General features: G+C 42.1%; 16 protein-coding genes. 10 read left to right on the top strand and 6 right to left on the bottom strand.

From position 1 onward, the window contains the following. Window position 1: 1 nt before the first annotated feature. Genes sucD through NZ583_04970 form a run of 9 tightly spaced genes read left to right on the top strand, consistent with a single transcriptional unit; the run spans window position 2 to window position 7,572 of the window. On the top strand, window positions 2–898 hold the full coding sequence (gene sucD / locus NZ583_05010; GenBank protein MCS7280972.1) for a succinate--CoA ligase subunit alpha: 897 nt from the start codon (window positions 2–4) through the stop codon (window positions 896–898). Between the two features lie 11 nt (window positions 899–909). Next, a complete protein-coding gene (gene amrB, locus NZ583_05005) occupies window positions 910–1,740 on the top strand; it encodes an AmmeMemoRadiSam system protein B (GenBank protein MCS7280971.1) in 831 nt (276 codons plus the stop codon). Window positions 1,741–1,743: 3 nt separating this feature from the next. Further along, window positions 1,744–2,286 carry an AmmeMemoRadiSam system protein A gene (gene amrA / locus NZ583_05000; protein MCS7280970.1) on the top strand — a complete coding sequence of 181 codons (543 nt, stop codon included), beginning with the start codon at window positions 1,744–1,746 and terminating at the stop codon, window positions 2,284–2,286. 11 nt (window positions 2,287–2,297) lie between these two features. Further along, window positions 2,298–2,909: a nucleotidyltransferase family protein gene (locus tag NZ583_04995; GenBank protein MCS7280969.1), complete on the top strand. Its 612-nt coding sequence runs from the start codon at window positions 2,298–2,300 to the stop codon at window positions 2,907–2,909. After that, window positions 2,896–3,921 (top strand): molybdopterin-binding protein, encoded by a 1,026-nt coding sequence (locus NZ583_04990; GenBank protein MCS7280968.1) that lies wholly within the window; start codon window positions 2,896–2,898, stop codon window positions 3,919–3,921. The genes NZ583_04995 and NZ583_04990 overlap by 14 nt, the downstream gene beginning before the upstream one ends. After that, the gene (yqeB, locus tag NZ583_04985; protein ID MCS7280967.1) at window positions 3,921–4,754 is read left to right on the top strand and encodes a selenium-dependent molybdenum cofactor biosynthesis protein YqeB; all 834 of its coding nucleotides are present in this window, start codon (window positions 3,921–3,923) and stop codon (window positions 4,752–4,754) included. Before NZ583_04990 ends, yqeB begins: the two co-directional genes overlap by 1 nt. Then, window positions 4,744–5,763, top strand: coding sequence for an XdhC family protein (locus NZ583_04980; protein MCS7280966.1), 1,020 nt, complete (start codon window positions 4,744–4,746; stop codon window positions 5,761–5,763). Before yqeB ends, NZ583_04980 begins: the two co-directional genes overlap by 11 nt. Then, a complete protein-coding gene (locus NZ583_04975; protein MCS7280965.1) occupies window positions 5,753–6,661 on the top strand; it encodes an RNA polymerase factor sigma-32 in 909 nt (302 codons plus the stop codon). Before NZ583_04980 ends, NZ583_04975 begins: the two co-directional genes overlap by 11 nt. Before the next feature lie 8 nt (window positions 6,662–6,669). After that, a complete protein-coding gene (locus tag NZ583_04970; protein ID MCS7280964.1) occupies window positions 6,670–7,572 on the top strand; it encodes a Ppx/GppA family phosphatase in 903 nt (300 codons plus the stop codon). On the opposite strand, the gene NZ583_04965 is transcribed toward NZ583_04970, so the two are convergent. The 4 genes from NZ583_04965 to NZ583_04950 are packed head-to-tail and all read right to left on the bottom strand — an operon-like array spanning window position 7,553 to window position 10,154. Then, window positions 7,553–8,368, bottom strand: a complete 816-nt coding sequence (locus tag NZ583_04965; GenBank protein MCS7280963.1) for a ParB/RepB/Spo0J family partition protein — start codon at window positions 8,366–8,368, stop codon at window positions 7,553–7,555. The two genes, NZ583_04970 and NZ583_04965, sit on opposite strands and share 20 nt — an antisense overlap. Next, window positions 8,347–9,126, bottom strand: coding sequence for an AAA family ATPase (locus tag NZ583_04960; GenBank protein MCS7280962.1), 780 nt, complete (start codon window positions 9,124–9,126; stop codon window positions 8,347–8,349). Before NZ583_04960 ends, NZ583_04965 begins: the two co-directional genes overlap by 22 nt. Window positions 9,127–9,133: 7 nt before the next feature. Continuing rightward, complete coding sequence (locus tag NZ583_04955) at window positions 9,134–9,517, bottom strand: cyclophilin-like fold protein (protein MCS7280961.1); 384 nt, start codon at window positions 9,515–9,517, stop codon at window positions 9,134–9,136. Window positions 9,518–9,527: 10 nt separating this feature from the next. Then, a complete protein-coding gene (locus NZ583_04950) occupies window positions 9,528–10,154 on the bottom strand; it encodes a class I SAM-dependent methyltransferase (protein ID MCS7280960.1) in 627 nt (208 codons plus the stop codon). A gap of 37 nt (window positions 10,155–10,191) precedes the next feature. Between NZ583_04950 and bamD the strand changes: the two genes are divergently transcribed. Beyond that, on the top strand, window positions 10,192–11,430 hold the full coding sequence (gene bamD / locus NZ583_04945; GenBank protein ID MCS7280959.1) for an outer membrane protein assembly factor BamD: 1,239 nt from the start codon (window positions 10,192–10,194) through the stop codon (window positions 11,428–11,430). A 1-nt stretch (window position 11,431) separates the two neighbouring features. Here the strand turns inward: bamD and NZ583_04940 are convergent, their stop codons facing one another. Then, on the bottom strand, window positions 11,432–11,872 hold the full coding sequence (locus tag NZ583_04940; protein MCS7280958.1) for a PaaI family thioesterase: 441 nt from the start codon (window positions 11,870–11,872) through the stop codon (window positions 11,432–11,434). Continuing rightward, the gene (gene trxA / locus NZ583_04935; protein ID MCS7280957.1) at window positions 11,872–12,195 is read right to left on the bottom strand and encodes a thioredoxin; all 324 of its coding nucleotides are present in this window, start codon (window positions 12,193–12,195) and stop codon (window positions 11,872–11,874) included. The genes NZ583_04940 and trxA overlap by 1 nt, the downstream gene beginning before the upstream one ends. Between the last annotated feature and the right edge of the window lie 66 nt (window positions 12,196–12,261).

The raw sequence follows: 12,261 nt of genomic DNA, 5'->3' as shown, positions 1-12,261 counted from the left end.
AATGAGCATCCTCTTAGACGAAAACACAAGGGTTGTCGTTCAAGGCATTACTGGAAAAGAAGGGGCATTTCATACGGAAAGGATGATCCAATATGGTACAAAAGTAGTTGCTGGTGTTTCACCTAAGAAAAAAGGGCATTACTTTTTGGGGATTCCAGTCTTTGGTTCTGTCTACGAAGCTGTAAAGAGTGAAGGGGCAACCTTTTCTTGTATTTTCGTTTCACAAGCCTATGTTAAGGATGCAATCTTTGAAGCCATAGATGCGGGTATAAAGACAGTCGTTTGCATAACAGAAGGCGTTCCCGTCCATGATATGCTCATTCTTAAAAAATTTGCCAAAGAGAAAGACGCATTCATCATAGGCCCTAACACACCCGGTGTAATATCACCGGGGAAGGCCAAAGTTGGTGTTATGGTGGATTACATCCATAAAAAGGGGAATGTAGGTGTCGTCTCTAGGAGTGGCACACTAACATACGAGGTCGTAAGTCAGCTTACGGCTTTAGATATTGGACAATCAACTTGCATTGGAATCGGGGGTGACCCCATTGTGGGAATGCGATTTATTGACGTGCTTTCCCTTTTTGAGGAGGACGAGGAGACTGAACTTGTGGTTCTTATCGGTGAGATAGGTGGTAATATGGAAGAGGAGGCGGCACACTTTTATAGAAGCTCTATGCGGAAACCCCTCTGCGCCTATATAGCCGGTTATGGAGCCCCAAGGGAAAAGAGGATGGGCCATGCGGGAGCCATCATTTCGGGAGGAAGCGAAGATGCAGCTGCAAAGATAAGAATTTTAGAGGAGGCTGGTATTGAGGTTGTCCGATCGATTGCTGAGGTTGGCGAAAAAGTAAAAAGACTCCTTTTTAATCTAAAAAGAAAAAGTTCTGTGGTATAATTAATGAGAGTGTGGGATACATAAGAGAACCGAGCGTAAGCGGATCTTTTTACCCCGATAATCCTTCAACTCTCAAAAAAACAATAGAGAGATATTTGGAAAACGCAAGGATCGAAAAGATTGAAGGCGATGTTGTGGGAATTGTCTCGCCCCATGCGGGTTATATGTATTCTGGCCAGGTTGCCGCTTATGGATTTAAAGCAATTTTGGGAAAGAGATACGATACTGTGGTTATTATTGCCCCGAGCCACAGACTCTATTTTCAAAAAATCGCAATTATGGACAGAGGAGGTTACCGTACTCCTTTTGGGGTAGTTTCCGTGGATGAGGAACTTGCGGAGAAGATCCTCTCATCGAATATGCGAGTTTTCGAATCGAACTATGAGGCCCACCTTGGAGAACACTCGCTGGAAGTGCAGATCCCATTTTTGCAAGTTGTGCTAAAGGAGTTTAAAATTGTCCCCATGATTATGGGAGCTCAGAGAAGAGAGATCTGGACAGAGGCGAAAGACTCAATCTTTTCGGCGCTAAAAGGGGAAACGAAAAAGGTGCTTTTTCTTGCGAGTACAGACCTTTCTCACTACTATCCGTACGAAAAGGCCCTCATGCTCGATAAGATCGTTGTGAGACACATTGAATCATTTGATGTGGAAGGGATTCAGAAAGATTTTGAGAGTGAGACCTACGAGGCGTGTGGAGGTGGACCCATGATCACAGTGATGCTCCTTTCCCAAATGTTCGGAGCGACTAAAGGTTTGGTTCTAAAATACGCGAATTCGGGAGATGTTTCAGGTGACAAAAGCGCGGTTGTTGGTTATTTGTCCGCTGTTTTTGTGAGGTAGGGAATGGCTGAGCGAAAACTTACCGATGAAGAAAGAAAAATACTTAAAGAGATAGCAAGATCTGCAATAGAAAGGAAACTCTTTGGAAAAAGCACCAAAGAGATAAACATACCCGAATCTCTAACGGAAAAAAGAGGGGCTTTTGTGACCTTGAAAAAAGGAGGTGAACTTCGAGGCTGTATAGGATACATAAGGGGATATCTTCCACTTCACAAAACGGTGGAAGAAGTGGCAGTTGAGGCGGCATTTCATGATCCGAGATTTCCACCTCTCTCCAAGGAAGAGTGGAAAGATATCGAGCTCGAAATTTCTGTTCTGAGTCCGATGAGAAAAATAAAAACCATAGAAGAGATTGAGGTTGGAAAACACGGGCTTTATATTGAGATGCAAGGAGCATCAGGTCTCCTTCTACCTCAGGTGGCTCTTGAATACGGTTGGGACAGAACCGAATTTTTGGAGCATACGTGTTATAAAGCGGGATTGCCGAAAGACGCTTGGAAGTCGGATAAGGCAAATATATATGTCTTTTCTGCGGAAGTTTTCTAAGAGATCCCTTCATGAAAAAACGTTTTTTTGCGATTATCCTTGCCGCTGGTCTCTCAAAGAGGTTTGGATCACAAAAACTCGTCCAAAGGGTAGGCCAAGCGACAATCGTTGAATTGGCGCTTAGGCCGTTTTTGGTTTCTCAGTGCGTAGACGAGATCCTAATCGTTGTAGGACACGAAAGCGAAAAAGTTGCAAGAGTTCTTAAGCCTTACCCGGTAGTGATTATAAATAACCCGAATTATTATGAAGGTATATCTTCTTCCATCCGCATCGGCATCTCATACATTGGAGACGAAGACGAAACATTCATCCATCTTGCGGACAAACCCTTAGTGAGGCCGGACCTTATAAAGTACATGAAAAAAGTCTCTTCAAAAAAGACACCGCACATAGTCATTCCGGTCTATGAAGGAAAAAGAGGACATCCGATCCTTATAGGACCGGGATGGTATCTAAAAAGGATTTCCGATGTGAGAGGGGATGTGGGGCTTAGGTACGTCATAGAAAGAGAAAGAGAAAATGTTGTATATATATCCGCAGACGAAGGAGTTCTTACCGACATCGACACCCCTGAGGATCTCGGAAAGATTGAAAAAATGGAGGTAAAACTTGAGAAAGGTTAGAGTTGATGAAGCAGTCGGGATGATCCTTGCCCACGACATAACTGAGATAATACCTGGCAAAAAAAAAGACGTTGCATTCCGAAAAGGACAGAGAATCGAAAAAAATGACGTAAAAAAGCTTCTCGATCTAGGAAAAACTTACGTGTACGTCTTTGACGGAAAAGAAGAAGGAATCCACGAAGATGAGGCTGCAGTCCGCATAGCGAAGGCTATGATAAACGAACATATGGATTACGACCCTCCAAAGGAAGGGAGGGTCTCCATAAGGAGCAAAATAGATGGCCTCTTCTACGTAGATAAAAGGATGCTTCTTAGGATTAATCTCGTAGAAGGTGTACTTTTTACCACATTGCCCAATAGACACCCTGTCAAAAGAAATGACGTCATTGCCGCAACAAGAATTGTCCCGCTCTACATAGATGAGAAGAGTCTAAAACAGGTAGAAAGGATGGGAAAGAAAGGGGTAATGAGGATTCAGCCTTTCGTAAAGGCCAAAGTGGGGTTGGTAGTGACAGGATCTGAAATCTTTTTAGGCAGGGTGGAAGACGGATCACCGGTTGTGGAAGAGAAGATAAAAAAAATGGGGTGCGAGATTTTAGAAAAAAGGGTGGTTCCCGATAATGTGGCATTGATAAAGGGGTCTATAGTTGAACTTTTTGATAAAGGTGCAGAAATCGTTGTTACAACAGGAGGTCTCTCTGTTGATCCGGATGATGTGACGAAAGAGGCAATTGAAGCTTCGGGAGCAAAAATACTGTTTTATGGTACGCCCATCTTTCCTGGAGCCATGTTCCTTTTAGCTTCTTACGGAGAAAGATACATACTAGGTGCTCCTGCTTGCATCTATTATAACAAAAATACTGCCTTCGACATCATTTTTGCGCGGATTCTTGCAGGGGAAAGATTTGAAAAATTGGATAAGAAGGATATCGCGTCTTTATCGTATGGTGGATTATGCTATAACTGTGAATCGTGCCACTATCCAATATGTTATTTCGGAAAGGGAATGTGATGGGGCCTATCGATTACAGAGAGCTAAAGGTCGTAATAAAAGGTGCAGGAGAGATGGCTTCTGGAATAGCCCACAGGCTCTTTATGGCTGGGATAAAGAAGATCCTTATGACCGAGCTTCCAAACCCTTTATGCATTCGGAGGACGGTTTCATTTTGTGAAGCAATATATGAAGGGCAATGGGAGGTAGAGGGAGTTAAAGCTCTCTTTTTAAGATCCATTGAAGAAGTGCAAAAGGTTTGGGATCAGGGGATGATCGGAGTCATAGTAGATCCGTCTTCTAGCTCCATTGCAAGTTTGAATCCCCATGTTGTTGTCGATGCGAGAATGATTAAAAAATATACGGAAGGAAAGATAAAGGATGAACCAATCGTTATTGGTATTGGGCCCGGGTTTAGAGCTCCAGAAAACTGTCATGCGGTTATAGAAAGCCAAAGAGGTCACTTTTTAGGGAAGGTTATCTATAACGGGGAAGCCGAACCTCACACAAAAGTTCCGTCACCTGTTTTGGGTTATACCACAGAAAGAGTTCTTAGGGCACCATGCAGCGGTGTTGTAAAGCATGTAAAGAAAATCGGAGATCGGATAAAGAAAGGTGAGATTGTCATGTATGTTGATAAAACACCTGTCTTTTCAGAGATAGATGGGATCCTAAGAGGTCTCATTAGGGAGATAGAGGTTTCGGAAAACGAAAAGATTGGAGATATTGATCCCAGGATGGATGCCCGATATCTTAATACGATTTCCGATAAGGCAAGGGCGATTGGTGGTGGAGTGCTCGAGGCGATACTCCATTTTTTGCCTGATATAAGGGGAAAAGAAGATGTCACTTGAAGTTTATAAAGGGATAGTTGAATATCTGAGAACTGAAAGATCGGGTTTACTGGCTACAATAGTAAAGAGGATCGGTTCGTCTCCCAGAGGAGAGGGAGCTACCATGTTTCTTGGAGAGGACGGAACTACATTCGGGACTATTGGGGGTGGAAGTTTAGAAAGAGAAGTGAAGATAAGATCGGAATCGGTATTTATGGAGAAGAAACCCGATCTTTTTGGATACAGGTTGGACGCAAAATCTGTCGAGGACGAAGGTATGCTCTGTGGCGGTAATGTGGATGTTCTTATAGAGCCAGTACTTCTTGGCCATCTTGGGATCTACGAGGAAGCAAAAAAACTGCTCACCGAAAGAAAAAAAGGAGTATTTTATGTAAAATTGAAGCCAAACTACTCAAAATCCCTTTTTACGTCGGACGGAAGACTAGTTGGTGATGCCTTAAGCGAGGCGGAAAGAGTACTTCTAGAAAAAAATATAAATGCAAAAAAGCCTATTGAAGTAGATATTTCGAGCTTCATCATCCCCCTTCAGGTGAGATCCCAGTTATACGTATTTGGCGCGGGACATGTGTCGAAATACTTGGTCAAAATTGCAAGCCTTGTCGATTTTTCAGTAATAGTGATAGACGACTCCGGGGAATTTGCAAAAAAGGAGAATTTTCCTGATGCGGAGGCCGTCTACGCAGTTCCCTTCGAAGAGTCTTTTGATCTCCTGAGTTTTACAGGCGAAGAGTACGTAGTAATAGTAACGAGGGGCCACAAGTCAGACACCTTATGTCTGGAGGAAGTGTTAAAAAGACCGTTCCGCTATGTGGGAATGATAGGTTCGAAAAGGAAAGTAAGAGCAGTTTTTGAGTACTTAAGAGCCAAAGGCTACGATGAGGCACTCCTAAAAAGAGTCCACGCACCTATCGGTATCGAGATAAACTCTGAAACACCGCAAGAAGTTGCCGTAAGTATAGTTGCAGAACTAATTAAAGAAAGGGGAGAGTATTTCAGAAATGTTCGATGAATTAACGACGCAAGAGATTGAAGATATCGAAGGTGGGGAAAAAAGAGAGGAAGAGAGCTTACCCATACCATTCGATCCTTTAAAGAAGTACTTACATGAAATCTCAAAGTACCCGGTTTTATCGAAGGAAGAGGAGTTTAAGCTTGCAGAGAGGGTTTACAAGTATAAGGATAAAGAGGCTGCTCAAAAGCTTGTGATTTCGAACCTTAGGCTTGTGATAAAAATAGCCCTCGAATACTACACGGTATATCAGAATATCCTTGATCTCATACAAGAGGGAAACGTAGGTCTTCTGCATGCGGTCAAAAAGTATAATCCGTATAAGGGAACCAAATTCTCAACTTACGCGTCTTATTGGATTAGAGCATACATATTAAAGTACATAATGGAAACTTGGAGCCTCGTGAAGATTGGCACTACCCAGAGCCAGAGAAAGCTCTTTTACAAGCTAAATAAGGAAAGACAAAGGCTCGAGGCCTTAGGTATCTTTCCTGCACCGAAGCTTCTTGCAAGCACACTCGATGTAAAAGAGGAAGAGATTGAGGATATGGAAAAAAGACTTTCCGCAGCTGACATATCCCTTGAGACGCCGATCAACGAAGACGGAACCGACACATTAATGGACTTTATGGGAGTGGAGGACAATATAGAAGAAAAGGTCTCGGAGAAAGAGGAAAAGGAGATATTTCAGAGAAAGGTTGAGGATTTTAAAAGTAAACTGAGCGAGAAAGAAAGATTCATTTTTGAACAGAGAATTTTAGCGGAAGAACCTCTCACTCTCCAGGAAATAGGAGAACGGTTCAATATTTCGAGGGAGAGGGTAAGACAGTTAGAGAATAGAATCATAAAAAAGTTTAAAGAGACCTTCAGAGACCAGTTTGAAAGAAATTCCAATTAAAGTAAGAAATGAAATATGGTTCCATTGACATTGGTACAAATTCAGTCCTCCTTCTGATTCTCGAAAAGGAGTCTTCCTTCTTTAAAGAGATACTGGATATCTCGGAAGTCCCTAGGCTTGGAGAAAACTTAACTAGTTCTGGCATCTTAAAAGATGAGGCTATTTTGCGGACACTCTTGGTACTTGAGAAATACAACGAGCTTTTAGCTAGAGAGGGTGTAGAAAAAAGATTCATTTTCGGAACAGCGGTGCTAAGGGAAGCGAAAAATAGAGATGTATTTCTGAAACGAGTGAAGGACAAAATAGGGATAGAACCCGAGATTTTAAGCGAAAAAAAGGAGGCTTTTTATAGCTTCTTATCGGTGGTTATGGATGAGGAATTGGAATATAAAGACGAGATCATCCTTGATCTGGGCGGTGGGAGTACAGAAGTGATTTACGGAAAGAATAAAAAGATGGAGAGGTTTTTCTCTTTTCCTTTTGGTGTTGTGAAGTTAAAGGAGGTGTTCTTTAAAACCGATCCCCCGGATGAATCTATGCTGATTTATGCAGAAAAATACCTTAGTGGGATTTTAAAAGAAAGGCTTAAAAAGGAAAAAAAGGATCTATGTGGGGTTGGAGGTACTGTCACAAACCTTGCGGGTATACTCACAAAGAAAAGTTATTTCGACAAGAAACTCATCCACGGAATGACAGTTTCCAAAAAAGACGTAGAAGAACTCTATGATACGATGAAAAGAATGACTTACAAGGAGATAGAGGAGAATTTTCCTTCCCTCGAGAAAAGCAGGGCAGACGTGATTTTTTCAGGAACTCTTGCCCTAAAATGTATCATGGACTTTTTCGAGTCGGAATATCTAAAAGTCTCGACGAAAGGCCTAAGATACGGGATCATATACGAGAGGGCCTAATAAGCTCGAGAAGCCTAAAGAGGTCTTCTTTACTAAAGAACTCTATGATGATCTTTCCTTTTCTGTTTTTGTACGTAATCTGGACCTTTGTCTTTAGGTATTCTGAAAGATCATCTTCTATGGTCATAAATTCCGAATCCTTCTTTGTGAGCTTTCTCGTTTCCCTTTCGAGGTCTCTCACAGAACTTTTTTCCTTTAGGATCTTTTCAACGAATCTTCTCTGTTCATTTTCGTCCTTTAGACTCAGAAGGATTCTTCCGTGACCCGAAGAGAGGTAACCTTCTTTTATCTTTTCCTGCACCCATTCTGGAAGTTTGAGAAGTCTAATTGTGTTTGTTACTGAGGTCCTTTCAACGCCTATTCTTTTTGCAAGTTCTTCGTGGGTATAGCCTAGTTCATCGACAAATCTCTTGTAAATCTTAGCCACTTCTATAGGATTCAAATCTTCCCTCTGGAGGTTCTCGATGAGAGCTATTTCCAAAGACTCCTTATCATCGACATCTCTCACTATAACTGGAACCTCTTTAAGGCCGGCAAGAATTGAAGCCTTAAGTCTTCTCTCTCCAGCTATAAGCTCATAATTTTCACCCTTCTTTCTTACAAGCAGGGGCTGCAGCACACCCTTCTCTTTTATCGACTGTGCGAGACCAAAAAGGCTTTCCTCATCGATTGAGGTCCTTGGCTGATTTGGATTGGGCAAAATCTTTTCTACAGCAACTAAAAGGACGGTAGATTTTTCGTCTATATCCTTAAGTATTGCCCTAAGCCCTCTTCCTAGGGGATCTTTTCTTTGCACTTCGGGCTCCTTTCTATAACTTCCGCTGCAAGATCGAGGTAACTTTCCGCGCCTTTGGAGTTTATATCATAGAGAAGGACAGGTTTACCATAGCTACTTGCCTCACTTAATCTTACGTTTCTGGGGATTATTGTGGAGAAAAGCTCTTTTGAAAAGTGCCTCTTTACTTCTTCTAAGACCCGAAAGGAAAGAGCGTTCCTTTTGTCGAACATTGTAAGGAGGACCCCTAAAATATCTAGGGAGGGATTGAGCCTTCTTTTTACGACAGCTATTGTTCTTAAAAGGAGGGCTAGGCCTTCCAAAGCGAAATATTCGCACTGAAGAGGGATTAAAACCCTATCAGAACCGACAAGAGCATTTATTGTGAGAAGACCGAGAGACGGGGGACAGTCAACGACTATATATGCGTACTCCTCTTTTACTATTTCTAAGTGTTTCTTAAGAATAGACTCTTTTTCCGGAAAATCTAAAAGCTCCACCTCAGCCCCGATAAGGTCCGGATGGGATGGAATTATGTCGAGATACGGAACCTCAGTCCTCATTATCACTTCCTTTATCTCTTTTTCCCCGATGAGGACATCGTATATACTGGATCTCAACTCGCTATAAAGTATGCCTAGTCCCTGTGTGGCATTTGACTGTGAATCCATGTCTATGAGGAGAACTTTCCTTTCCGAGACTGCTATTGAAGCGGAGAGATTTATAGCGGTGGTTGTTTTTCCTACCCCACCTTTCTGGTTTGCTATGGATATGACCATAGTGGGTTTACAGATTCTGGCCCTGAATCCTCTCTATCGATATTCTCTTTGAACCTTTTGCCATTCTAAGTACCTTTGGATCGTGCAAAACTTTCCCAATCAAGTTTACCTCGCTTGCGGGACGGGGTTTTTCTCCCTCGCTTATGGGAGTTGGCCCGAAAAAGATCGCTATGGCGCTACCAGGTGGCCAGTAACCTATGTCTCCCACATCTACTTCACGTGTTGCCGTCTCATCGAGTGGTAACCTAAGAGGGATGGAAAAATAGAATTCGTCCCCCCACTCGTTTACTTCGGCATAAAGAGGAAGAGCCTCGTAGATTGCCTTCGCACATGGAGTATTAAAAAACTCGGCTTCAACGGAGACATTTCCTATCGTTATCTTGGCCTTCATTTTCTCCTCCTCAACGGATTTTTCTGTAGATTAAAAGTCTGCTTTGTCTATTACCCATAAAAAGGACGTATGCTTCGTTTTTTTCGAGGATATAATTCGGTAGTTTTCGAGGTTCTTCTTTTATTCCTTTGGGCAGAAGGAGAATCCCCATTTTCAAAAGGTGTTTGTCGGTCTTCTTTACTATCGCTTCAGTTTTGCCGAAAGCCTTCGCGAATACAGCGTCCGCGCCCAATGGTTCTATTTCCTCAATTGCTCCATTAAGTATAGTAAGATTCGGAATGTCAATTAGTCTTTTTATGTGCTTTTGGAAAGTCGCCTTTTTTGTGTTTCTTTCAATAGAGAGAATTTCAGAGGGCAGAAAAAGAGCAAAAACGAAAGCCATGATACCCGATCCTGACCCAGCATCGACTATTCTTGTCCGATCGCGAAGGTACTTAAGAACAAAGAGGGCCTCGAAGACTAAATTTTTTATTACAGACTCCTCATTTTTGAATCCTGTCAAATTTATGTGTTTTTTCCACCTTAGAAGCTCCACCACGATTGCGTTTAACTTCTCTATAAGGACTCCAGAAGTTTTTTCCCAGTAATGTTCTATTCCAAGAAGGATGAGCTTTCTCAAATCCATCTTCAAAAGCATAGCACATTTTCCTCTTTTCTGTTATAATCCCAAAAGTATGAAGAAGCTCGTTTTTATCCTCATGTTTGCCTTTTTCTTCAGCTACTGTGCCGGAAAGCAGACTAAACCTACCCGATTAGCAAATGATCTCTACGTTGAAGGTGTGAATCTTATGAAACAGAAGAAGTACGATAGAGCAATTCGTAACTTCTCCCAGATAAGGGAAAACTATCCTTTTGATCCTGTTGCACCCTATGCGCTCATTAAAATGGCAGACTGCTACTTTATGAAGAAGGACTATATGGCAGCGTCTAGGCTTTATGAAGACTTTGCAAGTAGTTTTCCCAACGACGAGAATATCCCTTACGTCTTGCTAAAATGCGGAGAATGCTACGAAAAATTGTCCCTCTCTTTTGAAAGGGATCAAGAGTACACCTATAAAGCTTTAGAAAAGTACACTATCCTTTTGAGCCGTTTTCCTCACCTTCACTACGCGAAGGAAGCCGAAAACAGAAAGAAACTTCTCGAAGAGAAACTGGCAGAGAGAGAACTCTACGTTGCCGAATTCTACTTTCGAACTCACGAATACAACGCCTGTATTTTAAGACTCGAGTATCTCTTGAAACACTATCCAAACTCGAAAAGAATCGACAAAGCCCTATTTCTTTTAAGTAAGGCCCACTTCGAGCTGGGAAATACAGAGAAAAGCGAGTACTATAGGGCCAGGCTTATGGAGGAATACCCAAAAAGTCCGTACGCAGCTCAGTCAAAAAGTCAAAGAGGCGGTCTTAAAGGATCAAAAAATAAAGAAGTGAATCCAAAAGGGGAAGGAAAAGAAAGGGTATTACCAGAGGAAATACGGAAAGAAGAGAGGAACCCTACCGAAAAGTTCACGTTTTTCGATCCAAAAAAAGGGGTTGAAGTTTTTGCCAAAAGAATGGAAGGTTTCGAGAAAGAAAGGAGAGTCTTTTTTGAGGGCAATGTCCTTTTAAGACAGGAGGATCTTACCATTCTTTGCGACACCTTAGAGGCATATCTCTCCGAGGACAGAAAGGAGATCGAAAAGGTCTTCGCTAAAGGAAATGTGAGAATAATCAAAGGTCAAAGGACCGCAACTTGCAATGAAGCAGAATTTGACAGCAAAGGCGCAACAATAGTCCTTAAAGGAGAAGTTTTAGTGATATCCGGTCCGGACAGACTAAAAGGTGATGTGATCGTTTACTACATGAACGAGGACAGGATATTAGTTAAAGGGAAAAAAGACAAAAAAGCGAGAATGATCATATTCCCAAAATGAGCTACCCTTTTTTCTGCCTTAGTTCTTCCAGGAAAGGTATCTCTCTATCCTTGATGTAGACTAGCGCTTGACATACCGCGAGCAAATTTTCGTCATCCCGAACCGTGATGTAATAAGAGGCTGTCCTTTTTGTTCTATAGATTTCTTTAGATTCCGCAGTAAGGATGGTGTTCTTTTTAGGGGCCCGGATATACGTGACATTCATGTTCAAGGCGACAGCCACATTCTGATAGCTGTTTGAGGAGATCTCAAAGGCTTCATCTATAAGGGAGAATATGGCACCTCCGTGGGCAATTCCATAAATGTTATCAAGCCTTTCAGTATACTCCATTTCGCAGAGTGCATAACCTTCGTCCACGTCTTTGAGTTTGATATTTAGAAGTTTCGCGTAAGGCTCAGTCTCTACTTTTCTAAAATAGAGCCGCTTCTTTTCTTCTTCCATCAGACGACCCTTTTTATCACCTCTTCCACCACCGTTTTGGGTTGTGCTCCTACCATCCTCTCCATAATCTCTCCGTTTTTGAAAATTATAAGGGTTGGTATGGCCCTAATCCCATACTTTGCCGGCGTTTGAGGGTTTTCGTCAACGTTGAGCTTTACTACCTTTACTTTACCTTCGTACTCCTCTGCCAGCTTGTCTATTATAGGTCCCATCATCTGGCAGGGTCCACACCAGCTCGCCCAGAAATCGACAAGTACAGGGATATCCGATTCTAAAACTTCTTCTTTAAAATTCGCGTCAGTTACTGCTTTTGCCTGACCCATGGTTACTCTCCTTTTTTTCTTGAAATTTTTATGCATTGAAACTTAATTGTCAACAGTCAAGAGTGG

The sequence above is a fragment of the Thermodesulfobacteriota bacterium genome (assembly GCA_025062045.1).
Taxonomy (GTDB): Bacteria; Desulfobacterota; Syntrophorhabdia; order Syntrophorhabdales; family JANXAF01; genus JANXAF01.
This window is presented reverse-complemented; position numbering and strand designations above follow the sequence as displayed.

Excerpts from the sequence above, each read along its gene's own strand:
- NZ583_04950 (MCS7280960.1), bottom strand. The coding sequence starts at position 10,154 with ATGCTTTTGAAGATGGATTTGAGAAAGCTCATCCTTCTTGGAATAGAA.
- NZ583_04995 (MCS7280969.1), top strand. The coding sequence starts at position 2,298 with ATGAAAAAACGTTTTTTTGCGATTATCCTTGCCGCTGGTCTCTCAAAG.
- yqeB (MCS7280967.1), top strand. The coding sequence starts at position 3,921 with ATGGGGCCTATCGATTACAGAGAGCTAAAGGTCGTAATAAAAGGTGCA.
- NZ583_04975 (MCS7280965.1), top strand. The coding sequence starts at position 5,753 with ATGTTCGATGAATTAACGACGCAAGAGATTGAAGATATCGAAGGTGGG.
- sucD (MCS7280972.1), top strand. The coding sequence starts at position 2 with ATGAGCATCCTCTTAGACGAAAACACAAGGGTTGTCGTTCAAGGCATT.
- NZ583_04955 (MCS7280961.1), bottom strand. The coding sequence starts at position 9,517 with ATGAAGGCCAAGATAACGATAGGAAATGTCTCCGTTGAAGCCGAGTTT.
- NZ583_04970 (MCS7280964.1), top strand. The coding sequence starts at position 6,670 with ATGAAATATGGTTCCATTGACATTGGTACAAATTCAGTCCTCCTTCTG.
- NZ583_04940 (MCS7280958.1), bottom strand. The coding sequence starts at position 11,872 with ATGGAAGAAGAAAAGAAGCGGCTCTATTTTAGAAAAGTAGAGACTGAG.
- NZ583_04980 (MCS7280966.1), top strand. The coding sequence starts at position 4,744 with ATGTCACTTGAAGTTTATAAAGGGATAGTTGAATATCTGAGAACTGAA.
- bamD (MCS7280959.1), top strand. The coding sequence starts at position 10,192 with ATGAAGAAGCTCGTTTTTATCCTCATGTTTGCCTTTTTCTTCAGCTAC.
- amrA (MCS7280970.1), top strand. The coding sequence starts at position 1,744 with ATGGCTGAGCGAAAACTTACCGATGAAGAAAGAAAAATACTTAAAGAG.
- trxA (MCS7280957.1), bottom strand. The coding sequence starts at position 12,195 with ATGGGTCAGGCAAAAGCAGTAACTGACGCGAATTTTAAAGAAGAAGTT.
- NZ583_04960 (MCS7280962.1), bottom strand. The coding sequence starts at position 9,126 with ATGGTCATATCCATAGCAAACCAGAAAGGTGGGGTAGGAAAAACAACC.